This window comes from Sphaerimonospora thailandensis (genome assembly GCF_016863115.1).
GTDB classification, from domain to species: Bacteria; Actinomycetota; Actinomycetes; order Streptosporangiales; family Streptosporangiaceae; genus Sphaerimonospora; species Sphaerimonospora cavernae.
Genome location: NZ_BOOG01000008.1, coordinates 205808 through 219994 on the forward strand (window position 1 = coordinate 205808; position 14187 = coordinate 219994).

At 68.9% G+C, this 14187-nt stretch carries 17 protein-coding genes and 1 pseudogene; 4 read left to right on the forward strand and 14 right to left on the reverse strand.

The genetic code is table 11. The annotated features are described in order from the left end of the window. Positions 1-147: 147 nt before the first annotated feature. From Mth01_RS04125 to Mth01_RS04160, 8 genes are all read right to left on the reverse strand, one after another. Complete coding sequence (locus Mth01_RS04125; protein ID WP_239089337.1) at positions 148-993, reverse strand: SRPBCC family protein; 846 nt, start codon at positions 991-993, stop codon at positions 148-150. Then, positions 986-1564, reverse strand: coding sequence for an ArsR/SmtB family transcription factor (locus tag Mth01_RS04130; protein ID WP_204011432.1), 579 nt, complete (start codon positions 1562-1564; stop codon positions 986-988). The genes Mth01_RS04125 and Mth01_RS04130 overlap by 8 nt, the downstream gene beginning before the upstream one ends. A gap of 100 nt (positions 1565-1664) precedes the next feature. After that, on the reverse strand, positions 1665-2411 hold the full coding sequence (locus tag Mth01_RS04135; RefSeq protein ID WP_204011435.1) for a GNAT family N-acetyltransferase: 747 nt from the start codon (positions 2409-2411) through the stop codon (positions 1665-1667). Between the two features lie 70 nt (positions 2412-2481). Then, positions 2482-3378: a cytochrome c biogenesis CcdA family protein gene (locus Mth01_RS04140; protein ID WP_407695917.1), complete on the reverse strand. Its 897-nt coding sequence runs from the start codon at positions 3376-3378 to the stop codon at positions 2482-2484. Further along, the gene (locus Mth01_RS04145) at positions 3378-4175 is read right to left on the reverse strand and encodes a DsbA family protein (protein ID WP_239089338.1); all 798 of its coding nucleotides are present in this window, start codon (positions 4173-4175) and stop codon (positions 3378-3380) included. Before Mth01_RS04145 ends, Mth01_RS04140 begins: the two co-directional genes overlap by 1 nt. Positions 4176-4212: 37 nt before the next feature. Beyond that, on the reverse strand, positions 4213-4794 hold the full coding sequence (locus tag Mth01_RS04150) for a hypothetical protein (RefSeq protein WP_308440767.1): 582 nt from the start codon (positions 4792-4794) through the stop codon (positions 4213-4215). Positions 4795-4858: 64 nt separating this feature from the next. Next, the gene (locus tag Mth01_RS04155; RefSeq protein ID WP_204011440.1) at positions 4859-5299 is read right to left on the reverse strand and encodes a hypothetical protein; all 441 of its coding nucleotides are present in this window, start codon (positions 5297-5299) and stop codon (positions 4859-4861) included. A 142-nt stretch (positions 5300-5441) separates the two neighbouring features. Next, positions 5442-5834 carry a cupin domain-containing protein gene (locus Mth01_RS04160; protein ID WP_204011443.1) on the reverse strand — a complete coding sequence of 131 codons (393 nt, stop codon included), beginning with the start codon at positions 5832-5834 and terminating at the stop codon, positions 5442-5444. A 52-nt stretch (positions 5835-5886) separates the two neighbouring features. On the opposite strand from Mth01_RS04160, the gene Mth01_RS04165 reads away from it, so the two are divergent. Next, positions 5887-6024 (forward strand): hypothetical protein, encoded by a 138-nt coding sequence (locus Mth01_RS04165; RefSeq protein WP_204011446.1) that lies wholly within the window; start codon positions 5887-5889, stop codon positions 6022-6024. Here the strand turns inward: Mth01_RS04165 and Mth01_RS04170 are convergent. From Mth01_RS04170 to Mth01_RS04190, 5 genes and pseudogenes are all read right to left on the reverse strand, one after another. Beyond that, complete coding sequence (locus tag Mth01_RS04170) at positions 6005-7177, reverse strand: FAD-dependent oxidoreductase (RefSeq protein WP_204011448.1); 1173 nt, start codon at positions 7175-7177, stop codon at positions 6005-6007. The genes Mth01_RS04165 and Mth01_RS04170 overlap by 20 nt on opposite strands. Next, the gene (locus Mth01_RS04175) at positions 7174-7800 is read right to left on the reverse strand and encodes a TetR/AcrR family transcriptional regulator (protein WP_204011451.1); all 627 of its coding nucleotides are present in this window, start codon (positions 7798-7800) and stop codon (positions 7174-7176) included. The genes Mth01_RS04170 and Mth01_RS04175 overlap by 4 nt, the downstream gene beginning before the upstream one ends. 148 nt (positions 7801-7948) lie before the next feature. Next, positions 7949-8074, reverse strand: a pseudogene (locus tag Mth01_RS04180) (response regulator transcription factor); the annotation flags it as partial. A 139-nt stretch (positions 8075-8213) separates the two neighbouring features. Beyond that, positions 8214-8597 carry a hypothetical protein gene (locus tag Mth01_RS04185; protein WP_204011453.1) on the reverse strand — a complete coding sequence of 128 codons (384 nt, stop codon included), beginning with the start codon at positions 8595-8597 and terminating at the stop codon, positions 8214-8216. 155 nt (positions 8598-8752) lie between these two features. Next, the gene (locus tag Mth01_RS04190) at positions 8753-9346 is read right to left on the reverse strand and encodes a recombinase family protein (RefSeq protein ID WP_204011456.1); all 594 of its coding nucleotides are present in this window, start codon (positions 9344-9346) and stop codon (positions 8753-8755) included. Between the two features lie 478 nt (positions 9347-9824). On the opposite strand from Mth01_RS04190, the gene Mth01_RS04195 reads away from it, so the two are divergent. The 3 genes from Mth01_RS04195 to Mth01_RS04205 all read left to right on the forward strand — a co-directional run bounded on the left by Mth01_RS04195 (position 9825) and on the right by Mth01_RS04205 (position 12812). Next, positions 9825-10667, forward strand: a complete 843-nt coding sequence (locus tag Mth01_RS04195) for an aspartyl/asparaginyl beta-hydroxylase domain-containing protein (protein ID WP_204011458.1) — start codon at positions 9825-9827, stop codon at positions 10665-10667. A 304-nt stretch (positions 10668-10971) separates the two neighbouring features. Then, positions 10972-12126 carry a cytochrome P450 gene (locus Mth01_RS04200; protein ID WP_204011461.1) on the forward strand — a complete coding sequence of 385 codons (1155 nt, stop codon included), beginning with the start codon at positions 10972-10974 and terminating at the stop codon, positions 12124-12126. Then, positions 12123-12812, forward strand: a complete 690-nt coding sequence (locus Mth01_RS04205) for a class I SAM-dependent methyltransferase (RefSeq protein WP_204011464.1) — start codon at positions 12123-12125, stop codon at positions 12810-12812. Before Mth01_RS04200 ends, Mth01_RS04205 begins: the two co-directional genes overlap by 4 nt. 69 nt (positions 12813-12881) lie before the next feature. On the opposite strand, the gene Mth01_RS04210 is transcribed toward Mth01_RS04205, so the two are convergent. Continuing rightward, the gene (locus tag Mth01_RS04210; RefSeq protein ID WP_204011466.1) at positions 12882-14180 is read right to left on the reverse strand and encodes an MFS transporter; all 1299 of its coding nucleotides are present in this window, start codon (positions 14178-14180) and stop codon (positions 12882-12884) included. Between the last annotated feature and the right edge of the window lie 7 nt (positions 14181-14187).

Genomic DNA, 14187 nt, shown 5'->3' on the forward strand with positions numbered 1-14187 from the left:
GCGTGCTCCCCGACCGGGAGAGCCAAGTCATCCGATCGCCGGTCGTTCACGAGCTCCGGCGGCCCGGGCGTTCGGCCTGCCGTGGCAGCGAACGCCCGGGCCGCCGATCTGACGAGCCGCCGATGATCGGAGGTCAGGCCGCGCGGGTCAGGCCGCGTCGGCCAGCAGGACCGGCCGCCAGCCGGCCAACTCGTGGAAGCGGCGCAGCTCGGCCACGCCGGCCAGCCAGCCGCCCCAGGCGGCGTACGGCGGGCGGGCCTCGTCGAAACCGCTCGACACGAACGTGAGCCTGGTCTTGCCCTCCGAGCCCTCCAGCTCCCAGGACATGACACCCGCGGGGCCCCAGTCGACCGAGATCGAGCGGCCGGGGACGAGGTCGATGATCTTGGCGGGTTGCGGGTTGTTGTCGATGCCGCCCATCGCGAAGCGGCCGCCGACGTGCGGCTCGATCTCGATCGGGTATCCGAACCACGCGCTGACCTCACCGGAGTCGACCAGGGAGTGGAAGACCTTCTCGACGGGGGATGCGATGACGACCTCGCCCCGCAGGACCGGGTCGGTGAAGTCGCACCGGGGGCCGACCTCGCGGCCCTGGACGTAGTCGGCGAGGTTGGCGACGGCCTGGCACCAGAACGTCTGCAGGACCCCGCGGATGCTGCTTCCGGTGATCATCTCCTGGTAGTCGAAGTGGCTCTGCGACAACGACAGGATGGTCGACTCGGCGCCGTCCTCCTCCAGTGTGATCTCCACCGTGGTCTCCACGCCGTCCAGGGACCAGGCCAGCCGCAGCGTGCGGTCGTCGGCGTGCAGCAGTCGCTGGCGAGGGGCGTCGCCCTCCGGGGTGTAGCGGCCCCAGAACTCGTACCGCTCCGGCAGGTCCACCTCCGTGTGCTCGGCCAGCCAGACCCGCAGCGCGGCGGGGTCGGTGAGGGCCTGGTGGACGTCCTTGACCGGGGCGGCAAGGCGGGCGCGGAGCGTCATCGGCTCAGTCATGGGTCTCTCCCTTGGAATGGGGGGTGGGCGTCGGGTAGCAGGCCACGGCGAGCTTGAAGGGGTCGCCTTCGGCTCCGCCGTAGCGGGTGAAGATCGCCTGCAGTGCGGACCGCAGGTCGTCCAGGAACTCCTGGCGGCGCTCGGCCGGGACGCGGATCTCGCCGGACACGCCGATGGAGGGCAGCTCCGGGGCGTTGCGGTCGAGCGCCGCGATGTCGGACTGGACCTCCTCCACGAGATCGAGCAGGTAGCCCAGGCTCAACTCGTCCTGTGGCCGGCGCAGCCCGCCGACCCGGCCGACCAGCCGGGGCGACAGCCAGTACGAGCGGGCGCTGGCCTGGTAGATGCCCTCGTGGATGCCGCGCACCCGCCGCTCGGACACCTGCTCGACCAGTCCCGCCTCTACCAGGCGTTTGACGTGGTAGTAGACGCGCTGCGGCGTCTGGTCCAGCCGGGCCGCGACCTCGGTGCAGGTGCGCGGCTCGGCCAGTTGCCGCAGCACCTCGATGCGCTGCGGCTTGAGCAGTGCCTCGGCCTGCTCGATCTGCTCCAGGTACAGAACGTCTCTCATGGCAAAAACAAGCTTGTACGTAAAAACTGATTTTGTCAATCAACGGCGTCACGGAACTGGAAGCGGCCGGGGCGCCGGCCGTCATCGGGGCGAACGGATCTCAGGCCAGGCTGTGCCGTACCCAGACGTTGGGCTCGACATAGGTGGCGAAGTCGTGCTCCAGCACGCACCGCACGGGCACCAGGGCCCCCGGTACCTCCACCCAGCCGTCGGAGTCGAACGGCAGGCCGGTCCACTCCCGCCACTGCGCGAGCGACCCGGGCACCGCCATCGATGCGGGGGCCACACAGACGATCACCCCACCGGCGCGCACATGGGTGCGCAGCCACGGATCGACCGGCAACCCGTCCACGCGCGTGCGGCGGGCGTACTCCGCCATCGGTGTCGCGGGCTCGAGGAGCTTCCCACTGGGACGTACGGGCGCGACCACCTCGGTGAACCCCCGCGACCGGGCGTTCGCCCGCATCGCGGCCAGCATCTTCCCGGACAATCCCTTGCCCCGCAGGTCGGGCCGGACCGTGATGTCGAGCGCGCTCACCGTGTCAACGCGCGCCCCGCGGCGGTGGTCGGAGAAAGCCCACATCAGCACCTGGTCCCACCCGGTGGGCGGCAGCTTTCCGCGGCCCGGCGCGCCGAGCTGGAACGGCACGGCGTGCGCCCGGGCGACCACCTCGCCGCCCTCGTCCGTGGCGACGAGCGTGAACTCCGGGAAGGCGTCGGCGAGCTGCCCGAAATAGGCCCAGCCGACCGGGTCGTTCAGGACGAACACCGGCCAGTCGTCCGGCATCTCCCACAGTGGGCCGCGCAGCTCGGGGCGCTCCGCCAGCGTAGTGATCTTCATGTCCATGTCCGCAGGCTATCCAGCCGCTGTCGCCGCCCCAACCGGATTTCCGCCGCGATATCCGGAATTGCCCATATCACCCCGAGCCGGATGGCGGCCGGGGCCGCGTTCGGGGGGAGACCGCCTGCTCGGTCGCTTCGCTCGTCCCGGCCCGTGTGGGAGCGGAGCCACGGAAGCGGACGACCAGGATCACCGCCACGATCACCGCCATGGCGAGCAGGACGACCGCGATATCGGGAATCCCGGCGGAAATCCGTCCGACCCACTGCTCTGCCGCGTACTCGGCGTCCACCCCCATCAGCCCGGGAAGCGCGGAGGTCCCGTCGAAGAGCAGGAAGATCACCCCGAGAAGGACGAAGAAGACCCCCGACAGCAGTGAGTTGGTGTGCAGGTGCAGCGGCCCCAGGTGGAAGCCCCGCCCCCGCAGCCAGCGCCTGCCCCCCAGCCGGAACCGGTCCCACATCAGGGCGAGCAGGAACATCGGGAAGGCCATGCCGAGCGCGTAGACGGCCAGCAGCGCACCCCCGTAGACAGGGTTGCCGCCCATCGCGGACACGGTCAGCACGCCGCCGAGGACGGGACCCGCGCAGAAGCCGGCCAGGCCGTAGACCGTGCCGAGCGCGTAGACCGATCCCGCCGACCCCGGACGGATGCCGGCCGCCTTCTCCTGCATGCGGCGCGAGGCGAAGCCGATCCCCAGCACCTGGGCGATGCCGAGGGCGATGACCGTCCAGCCGCCGATGGTCACGAGCAGGTCCCGGTGGCCGTAGAACAGCCGCCCGGCGAGCGAGCCGGCCGCGCCCAGGGGCACGAGCGTGGTGCACAGCCCGGCGTAGAAGAGCAGGGTACGGCTGAGCAGCCGCGCGGTGGTGCCGAACGCGTAGGCGAAGAAGGCCGGCAGCAGGAGGGCGCTGCACGGGCTGACCAGCGCGAGCAGCCCGCCGAGGAACGCGGCGAGATAACCGATGTCAATCATTTCCCCGTCACCTCCGGCGAGGATGTCACCCGGGGCTTCCCGGCGGTCAGCCTGGCCTTCTCGATGGCGGCCTCGAAGGCTTCAAACGGCTGCGCCCCCAGGATGGGCTGCGTGTTCACCAGGAAGGTGGGAGTGCTGGTCACACCGATCCCGTATCCCTCCTCACTGTCGCGGTCGATGGAGTCCTGGGCCGCCTTGCTCTTCATGTCCGCGCGGAAGCGGTCGAGATCCGGCACGCCCGCCTCGCGGGCCATCTTCTCGAGCTTGTCGGGGGCGAAGGCGCCGCTGTTGCGCGTGCGCTCCTTGGAGAAGGCGACGTTGTAGAACTCCCAGAACCTGCCCTGCTGCGCGGCGGCGTATCCGGCACGGGCGGCGGCCGTCGACTCCTCACCGAAGATCGGGAAGTTGCGCCATTCGATCCGCAGGGTGCCGTCTTCCACGTACTTCATCAACTGAGGTTTGGTGTCCCTCGCGAACTTTCCGCAGTACGGGCACTGGAAGTCGGCGTACTCGATCAAGACCACGGGCGCGTCCACGCGTCCCATGGCACTGCCGTCGTCGACGACACGCCGGGCCAGGGCGAGCAACGCCCGTTCCAACTCCGGCGGCATCTGCGTTCCGGCACTGCCGTTGGCCGATGAGGCCGATGCGGACGGGGTGGCGACCGGCGCGCTCGGACTACCGCCGGGGGTTGCGGTGAGTGACGCGAGGCCCAGGATGACAACGGCGACGAGGACTGCCGCGGCGACGACCGTGCCGCGGGTTCGGCCGCGGCCGGAGGTGGTGCTGGACACAGGATGCTCCTGATGAGACGAAAAGAGAAAACGAAGGTCAGTCGCCAGACCGGCGATCAAGGTCGGTAGCGTGCGGCGTCGGCACGGCAGGTGGCACCGGGCTTACCGGGCAGTCCACTTCGCCGGACAGGCGGCGAACCGCCGCCACCGCCAGCAGGAGTACCGAAGCCACCGCCGCCACCGGCTGGATGGGCGCCCATACGGTCATCGCCCCGGAGGCACCGAGCAGTAGCAGCGCGAGTTTGTTGCACACCGGGCAGCCCACAGCGAGGAATGACAGCACCGTGCCGGCAGCGCCCAACCGGGAGGCGCCCCGATCAGTGCGCACCCGGGCCCCGGAGGTGTCGACAAAGGTGGCGATCACCAAGCCGCCCAGTACGGCGGTGGCGGCCAGTGCCGGATAGTTCCACCACTGAACCGGTACCTCACGGCTGAAGAGCGGGTTGGGGATCACCACGGTGGGCACTCCGACGACCAGTACGGTCAGGAGCGCGCCACCGGCAGCGGTCGCCCATCGGGCGACGCCCCAGCTCCGCAGTGCGGTCAGCGCGGAACGCTGCTCGTTCAGTACGGCGACGACCAGTCGTTTGAGGAAATGCCGAACGGTTGAAGAACCCATGAAGATGTCCTGTTCTGGTCGGATCATTCGACCTGCCACGAGCGCCGAGCGGGCGCGGGCAGGTCTAGATCCGCAGAACGGACAGCAGGATCGGAGTGGGGGCCGGAGGGGCCGGGCCGGCGCACCCGGCCCTGTGCCTGTCCGCCGGAAGCCGAGTTGCGGCCTGCGGCCTGGCGATGCTCAGGAAGCCGCTCCCGTAGGAGTCGGTCCGGAGGGACGGTGATCCCTCGGTCACGCTCGGCTTCTTCGAGCAGCCGTGGCCCGAAGCGCCATCGTCGCCGTCCGCGGTGGCGTGGGCCACGAGGAGGCCGGTTGCGTCAGGCGATCCCTGGGCGGTCACGGCAGCGGGGGACGCGATCCGCTCGAGCCCGGCGGTGACGCTCACTGTGGAGATCAGCCCGCAGGCGAAGACCGCGAAGGCGAGCAGGGTGAGCACCAACCCCGGCACGGAGAGCCTCAGCACCGCAGGCGTCGGCACCATTCGGGCGGTGCGGCTGCGGTGCATGGAAAGGCGTCCCTTCGTGACGACGTGCGACAGCAGCCAGCCTATGAGAGGGGATGCCGACGCGGCAAAGCGCCCTCACCGAGCCGCGACCTCGACAACGCCCCTGGCAGCGCCGTCGAGCCTCCGGACGCCGCCTCCACGCTCATTCGAGTTCGTGCCCTGCCGTCGCATCGATGTGATCGGGGATCTCCGCATGGCGGTCTCCGACCGTCGGTGTCCCGGTCGGCTCGAACAGGAGGATCGACGCGCCGGACGGCGAGTACGGTTTGTGCTCTGTGCCACGAGTGACGGTGAACACCGATCCCCGCGGGAGCCGGACCGTGCGTTCCCCGCCGGGCTCCCGCAGGGATATGTGCAGTTCTCCGTCGAGCACCAGGAAGAACTCATCGGTGTCGTCGTGGACGTGCCAGATGTGCTCGCCCTGGACTTTGGCGACGCGTACGTCGTAGTCGTTGACGCGTGTGACGATGCGGGGGCTCCACAGGGTGTCGAAGGAGCTCAAAGCCCTGCTCAGGGCGATGGGTTCGTTGTTCATGGGTGAATCCTCGCCCGTTGAGTATGATCGGTGGGAGTGCTAGAAATCGCACATGGCGCAAGAATTCTCGCATGCCGGCGGTGCGGCGGGCCCGCACAGGGTCGTCGTGATCGTGGATGAGAACTCCAACCCGTTCGAGCTCGGCTGTGCGACCGAGATCTTCGGAGAGGTCATCCCGTCCAGGGGATGAGGGCGGTGGATTTGCCGACCAGGGCGGCGGCCAGGTACCGGTCGAGGAGGGGAAGCCTGGCCAGTTTGAGCGCCGCGCGCCGGACGCCGAGCTGCCAGGCGGACGCGGGGACGAACCAGCGTGCCGCGTTCCTCGCCGCCTGCTGCTTTTCGGTGACCACCGGCCGCAGCGTCCGCTCGTAGCGCTCCAGCGCGACGTCGATGTCGCCGGCCCGGGACAGCTGCTCGGCCAGGACGTAGGCGCCGGTCATGCCCAGGGAGGCGCCCTGCCCGGCCAGCAGGGACACCGCGTAGGCGGCGTCGCCGATCAGCATGACCCGGCCCCGGCGCCACGTCGGCATGTCTATCTGGGCCACCTGGTCGTAGTACACCTGCTCGGATGGCGGGCAGGCGGCCAGGGCGCGCGGCACCATCCAGCCCAGCGTCGCGTACTCGCGGCGGATGGCCGCGCGTGGATCGGCCGGTAACGCCGGGTCGGGGGAGCGGTGCACGGTGAACACCGCCACCCGATCGCCGGGCAGTCCGTAGAAGCCCATCTCCCGGCTGGCGGTGTCGGTCAGGCAGAACCGGCCGGCGACCTGGGCGTGCACGTCGGCGTCCTCGAAGCTGTAGGCGGCGGTGTGGTACCCCAGGTACCGCAGGAACTCGCGCTCCGGCCCGAACACCCGGCCGCGGACGGCCGAGTGGATGCCGTCGGCGCCCACCAGCAGATCGGCGTCGACGGCGCCGCCGTCGGTGAGGGTGATCGTGACGCCGTCGGGGCGGCTGTCGATGCGGGTGAGACTCGTGGCGTAGCGCAGGTCGACGCCGGGGGAGAGGTTCTCGCGCAGTGCGCGTTCCAGGTCGGGGCGCATGATGCTGATCAGCCGGCCGTCGACGATCTTGGCGAACTGGGCGAAGCTCATCCGGGCGCGCGGGCGCCCGGCCCGGTCCCGGTAGGTCAGCTCCTCGACCCGGTGGCCGAGCTCGCGGATGCGGGGCAGCACCCCCAGGGCCTCGGCGGCGTCGTAGCCTGGCCCGAAAAAGTCGATCATGTAGCCCTGGGTCCGGGGGGCGGGCGCCTTCTCCAGCACCACGACCTCGGCGCCGAGGCCGTGGAGGTGCTGGGCGAGGGCCAGCCCGGCGATCCCGGCTCCGCAGATGACTACCTTCATGCCGATTCACCGGCCTTTCGTGGAGGTGGGCGGTCGTCGTCGGGGGCGTGACGATCGAGGGGCGTGACCAGCCGATGCAGGACGGGCGCCACGTCGGAGGCCTCCAGGCCGGGGCCGAGCGCGCGATGCAGCACGATGCCGTCGATCGCGGCGGCCAGGACGGCCGCGGTCGCCTCGGGGAAGGGCACCGCGTGCTCGGTCAGGTGGCCGGCGAGCCGTCGCCGGAACCCGGTCATGACCTCGGCCAGCGAGCGGCGCAGGCCCTCGTCGCGGGTGGCGGCCAGATATGCCTCGGTGAACAGCAGCGAGGTGGCGTCCCGGCCGTCGTGGTCCTCCAGCAGGCCCATCATCAGCCCGAGCGCCTCACCGGGCGTGGCGGCCCGGGCCAGCGCAGGTCCCGCCTGCTCCACCACGTCGCCGATCACACCGAGTGCCGCCTCGGCCAGCAGCGCCCGCACCGAGCTGAAGTGGTAGTGCACCACCCCCGGGGCGACGCCGGCCCGCTCGGCCAGCATCCGGGTGCTGACCGCCGTCCAGCCCCGCTCGGCGATCAGCTCGGCCGCCACCCGCAACAGCCGGCGGCGCACCTCCCGTCCCCGATCCGCGGCCGTAGATCCTGCCACGCACTCCTCCTGCTTCGATGTCTGGTCACTCACCCTGGACGACCGTCCTGGACGATTGACCAAATTCTACCGCATGGGCGTACCTTCTGGGGGATTCGTCAAGCCGATGTAGTCGCCGTCGAACTCCCACCGGTCGGCCGGCACGCGATCAGCCGCGCCGCGGAGTGACGAGGCCGGATTCGTAGGCGAACACCACGAGCTGGGCGCGGTCCCTGGCCTGCAGCTTGGTCATCGCCCTGCTGACGTGCGTCTTGGCGGTGGTCGGGCTGATCAACCCGCCACGTCACCGCATTGGACTGCCGCCGCAGTTCCGTCGCCGCCCGGTTGTGAAAGCGGCCGACCAGTGCGCCCAGCACCGTTCGGGGCGTGCGGCTGTGAATGTCACTCCTACACAGTCTTGAGGAACCGTGTGTTTATCGCACCGCTGTGACCACCGGCACTGTGGCGTTCAGCAGGGCGACCGCGGCCGCGTCCTCGATGACTGCGACCGCCGGATCGGGCAGACCGGTTGCCTCGTCTGCCGCCGTGCGGAAGTAGTAGCCGCCGAGGTTGCCGAGGATCGCGCCGAGGGCGGCGAAGAGCGCTCCTTTGGCCACGGAGTACTTCCCCCCGTATTCGCTTCCGAGTGCCGCCCCGGCGAGAGCGACGAGGGCGACGCGCCCGAACAGCCCCGTGTCGAGCGTCGACCACTGGATGCGCGGAGCGAGCCGGGACTGGGTCCAGGGAAGCTTGTCGGCGACGAATTCGGCCGCTCCCGCCCCGATCAGTAGCTTTCGCCCTACTTCGCTGCGAAACACCGGCCAGCTTCTCCACCCGCCCATGCTCGCGTCCGCGTGGTAATTCAGCGCCAGCGCCCCAAGCGGGGGTGCCGTTAACGAGCGGCGAACCAGGTGACAAGTAACCCGTCAGTAGCCTTTGATACGCAGGTCGGCTGCCCGCCAAGGCGGGGCCCTTACGCCGTTCCCTCGAACTGTCGGGGGATCTTGCCAAGGTGACGGTAGATGGTGGGGCGGGTGACGCCGAACTCGTCGGCGATCTGCTGGACGGTGTAGGCGCGCTTGCCGTCGGAGCCTATTTCCTCGTACATCGCCTGCGCTAGCTTCACCTGGCGTGGGCCGAGTTTGGGTTTCTGGCCGCCGGTGCGGCCGCGGGCGCGGGCGGCGGCGAGGCCGTCCATGGTCCGTTCCGACATTAGGGCGTGTTCGAACTCGGCAATGGCGCCGAGGATCTGGAAGAACATGCGACCCACGGCCGTGGAGGTGTCGACGCCCTGATCGAGGACAACGAGGTCGACACCGCGCTCCTGGAGAGTGTTGGAGAGCTCGATGAGGTTCTCCAGGGAGCGGCCGAGGCGGTCGAGTTTAGTGACGACGATCTGGTCGCCTTCGCGGGCGACGAGGAGGGCCTTGTCGAGCTCGGGTCGGCGGGCGAGCTTGCCGGACGCCTTGTCAGTGAAGACCTGTTCGCATCCTGCGGCTTTCAGGGCGTCTTGTTGTGCTTCGGGGTGTTGGTCTCGGGTTGATACGCGCGCCACGCCGATTCGCATGCCTAGAACCGTATCGCGAAGGGGGGTGTGCGTGGCATAGGTGCGTACGCGGGAATCGTTACAGTGTTGATCTGCGGGAACGCGGTCGCGCGCGGCATGTATCGCGAACGAACGTTTCCGTACGCCATTCCAGGGTCGCGCTCGTAGACCGGTGGTGACCGTCTTGTCGTTCAGTGCGGCGGTCTCCAAGGTTGCCACGGTGCAGACATAACTTCAGCCGCCTGGATACCAAGATCCCGTACAAACATCAAGTGCGCGGGCCGCTTGCGCCTGTCATACCCGCCCGTAAATATTGATTTACCAGGGTCCGGCCAGCAACCGGGAGGAACACGTGAGAGCGTCACTCGACTCGATCGCAGACTTACCCGAAGCCGCAAGACTGCGGTTGAGCTTCGACCCCGACAAGCTACAGCGCGACGTAGATCAGCTCAGTGAACGTACATGGGGTTCCCAGCGATCAGTGGTGGACGGGTGCGAGTTGACCCCCTCCACGGAGATCGACTGGCGTTGCCTCGCACTGCGCAGTCCCGGCGGGGACCCCGATCGAACAGATCCGGGTGGTCCCGGCATCGAGGGCTTCGCGGACACCCCATGGATCAGGCACACACCGTACCTGGCCGAGGTTCTCACATCGTTGCCCGCCGAACTGCGCAGTGTTCGCCTGATGTCGCTGGCGCCAGGCGTCCGGGTGCCGGAACACCGCGATACCCCGACCGGGCTGCCGTACGGATTCATACGCTTGCACGTGCCAGTCCGTACGAACCCGGGTGCGGTCCTGTCGATCGACAAGGTGGAGCACCGCTGGCAGCCGGGCACGTTGTGGTACGGGGACTTCAGCCGACTGCACAGCGTGATCAACACCGGTGACCAGGTGCGGATCCACCTCGTCATCGACTGCTCGATCAGTCCGGAACTGCTCTCCCTGTTCCCAGAGCATTTCCAGAGCCGTGTCCCGATGAGCGAGGTGGCGTACAGCCGCCCCGAGGTTCCCCTGCAAACGTTCGAACTCGCCGATTTCCGCTGCGAGGTGCTGGCCCCTCCGTGCGTGCTGCGACTCGATGATCAGGCCAGCGAATCCGCAGAGCCAGATCTGCCCGCGCAAGTAATCGATCACGAGGGGACTCTCGTACTCAAGGTCAGTGGCGGCCCCAGCATTGCCCTGGTCCACGTCGGGGGCGGAGACTTCCGCTTCCAGGGGTGGATCGAGGAGCGCGGGCTTCACCTTGACCTCTTCGGCGACTCCCCCCGCGCAGTCTTCTACACACGCCGTGGACGCCGACGCCAGCAGATCACGCGCACCGCTGCGCTTCCGCAGTCCTGACGCGCTGGTCGTCCAGCTCGTCTCCCGGGTGCGCCCGCAAGACCGCCGGCGCACCACTCTGATCGCGTGGGAGATCCGCGCTGTGCTTCACAGGGTGACCCACGCCTGCACTCCCACCGCCGCTCCCAAGCGGCCTGGCACGAGGAGGTTCACCATGCGCTACCTCCACTGATCCACCAGCAGACAGCGGGTGCCCCGCCAGAATTCGGGGGCACCCGCTGTCCGCGCACGGCCCTCGTACGAGAGCTCACCCCGACCGGCTCCCCAGGCAAGCTGCCTGTCATACACGGCAGAAAGGCAAGTGATGGAACTCTTCCGACCGCTGGACGACGCTACCATCCGCGATCCACACCCCATGTACCACCACCTGCGCTCCGCCGACCCGGTCCACTGGTACGAGCCGCTCAACGCCTGGGTCATCAGCGGATACGAGGACTGTCTGCTCGCACTGCGCCGTACCGAGATATTCTCCTCCGATCTACGGGCGGCCGGCATCGACGTCCCGGACAACCTGCTCAGCATCCAGACCCTGAACCCGCCGGAACACGGCAGCGTTCACCGCGTCCTCATGGACGCCTACCGTCGCCAGGACTTCTCGGCGATCCGAGCCAGACTGGAGGACCGGGCCGACCAGCTACTGCGCGGGCTGTCAGGGCGGAGCAGATTCGAACTGGTCACGGACTTCACCGCGCCGCTGGCCTTCACGGCCGTGGCCGACCTCTTCGGCGTTCCGGACGCCGACGAGAAGAGCATCGTTGCCTGGTCGGAAGCCATCGTCGCGGCCATGGACTCGGGTCTCACCCCGGAGGCCGCTGCTCCGGGCACCCTGGCCCGTGACAACCTCAGCGCCGTGATCTCCAACTGGCTCGATCAGAAGCCGCAGAATGGGCTGCTCGGAAATCTCCTCCGCGCAGAATCCGCCTCGGCGATCTCCCGCGACATGGTCCTGAACACGCTGCGTGCCACGCTCCACGCCGGTTACGCCCCCACCAGCAGGTTCATCGCGGCCTCCGTTCTCTCCTTGCTGCGGACTCCGGACAAGTGGCAGGAACTCCTCACAGCAGGGGTGAGCGAGACAGCGATCAAGGAACTACTGCGCCATTCCGGCCCCGTGCAGGCAGTTGCCCGTGTATGCGCCTCCGACTACGAACTCGGCGGCAGACTGCTCCGCCGTGGGAGCGACGTCATCGTGTTGATCGCCGCAGCCAATCGGGATCCACAGCAATTCCCGAACCCTGACGAACTGGACCTCAAGCGGACCCCGAACCACAACCTGGGGTTCGGGTGGGGCACACACGCCTGTGCCGGTGCGTCTCTGGCCCGGCTCACCTGTTCTGTCGCGCTGACCACGCTGCTTCGGTACACTCCCGACCTGCAACTGGCCGGCGAGCCCGTCCACTGGCGCCACGCCACCTTGCGCGGGCTCCAAGAGCTTCCGGTGAGCGGAATACCGGCATGAGTCCCCTGGGACGAGGCACCGCATCCGACGGAAGCCCTGTTGCTCCAGACGGAAGCCCGGTCGGCCTCTACAGAGCCTTCCCGGCAGGCCGCGAACCGGAGATCATCCACAGAGCAGTTCCTCCCGCCGCGCCCATTCTCGAGCTCGGATGCGGCGCAGGCAGGATCACTCACGAGCTGACCGCACTCGGCCATCACGTGGTCGCAGTTGATCAGAGTGCTGAGATGCTGGCCCACGTTCACACCGGAACACGAGTCCATGCGGATATCGAAACGCTGGCGCTGCCCGAGCGCTTTCCCGCCGTGGTGCTCGCCAGCTACCTGGTGAACACGATCGTCCCCGGCCAGAGGGATGCCTTCCTTAAGACGTGCCACCGTCACGTCACGGACGAGGGGCTTGTCCTCGTCCAGCGCACCTCGCCTACCTGGGCAACTGCCCTGAAGGCGGGGCACACCGTGCGGTCCGACCGGATGGTTCTGACCATAACCGAGGCCCGCCTCGAATCCGGGGTGCTGTACGCGGCGCAGGAATGCCGCCACGGTGACACCACATGGACGCATGCGTGGACCGATGTCGTCTACTCCGATCGGGAGTTCGAGGAAGTGGTTAGGGCAGCCGGTTTCGCTCTGCTGCGATGGCTCGACCAAGACCAGGAATGGGCCGCGCTCCAGCCGCTGCCCCGCTGACAATCCCGCCCCGCCGGTACCGTGGAGGGGCTCGGCCGGACACACCCTCCCGCCGAGCCCCAGCTCCGCCTACGCTGCCTGATCCTCCGCAGGCAGCCGGGTTGCCTGCCCGTCCTCGCGGGGGCGCATGGACGCCCCGCACCACGCCAGGGTCAGCAGGCCGAGGGAGCCCACGATCACGATCACGATGTGGGGCGGCAAGAACTCCGCGACCGCGCCGGCAGCGGCGAACCCCAGCCCCTGGGTGATCATCAGACCCGCCAGCGTGATGGTCAGCGCCCGTCCGCGCAGTTCCTCGGGGGTCGCGTCGAGGACCCGCTGGTCCAGCCCCATAGCGTAGGTGAAGCCGAGACCGCACACCGCCAGCAGGGCCCCTGACGTCCACAGACCGGGGCGGAAGGCGAACCCCAGCAGCGGGAGGAACATCAGCGTGGCGGTTGGCAGCACCATCCGGACCCGGGTTCCTGCGGTAAGCAAGGTGCCGGCCAGCAACTCGCCGACCACCGAGCCCGCCGGCGCGGCACACAGCAGCAACCCCACGGCAGCCGGGCCGCCGCCGAACTCGTCCGCGTAAGGAGAGGCCAGAGCTTCGGGGGCGACGGCGAAAGCGGGCGGCAGCCAGGTCAGCAACAGCAGCGGACGGAGCCCGGGGACAGCCAGCACCTGCCGTACGCCCGACAAGGACGCACGGGCCACCGAACCGTGCGCACCGTTTTCCGGCTGGCGGGCCGGCCGACGGCGGGTCCCGAACCGGAGGAGCAAGACCGCCAGGCCGAATCCCGCCGCGGCCGCGAGCAGGGCCTGCGAGGAGGTCATCACGAGGAGCAGCAGCCCGCCGACCGCGAAGCCGATGATCTGGGTGCTCTGCGAGACGAGCCGCAGCAGGGATCGGCCGAGCGCGTACCCTGAGCCGGACAGCAGGTCCGGCAGGCTCGCCGCGCGGGCCCCTTGGAACACCGGGGCGACGGTGCCGAGCACCAGCAGCAGGACGAGCAGGACGGGAATGGGAATGCCGGGAAGTGCCATGGTGCCGACCACCACGCAACTGACCGCCTGACAGGCCACCATGACGTCCTGGGCGGGATGCCGGTCAGCCACTGCCGACAGCAATGTTGCCCCGAAGACGTAGGGGGCAAAGCCAAGCGCGAACGTCAGCGAGGACAGCAGCGGCGACTGCGTCCGCTGGTACACCGTGATCGAGAGCGTGATCTGTGCGACGACATTGCCCAGAGTCGCGATGACCTGCGCGAGGAAGATCATGCGGAACTCGCGTACAGCCAGGACCGTACGGTACGTGGCGGGCGCGGTGGAAGTGGAAGGGGCGGCGGAGTCGCTCTGCTGAGGGACGCGGGAGCTGTGCTGAGACATGGAACGC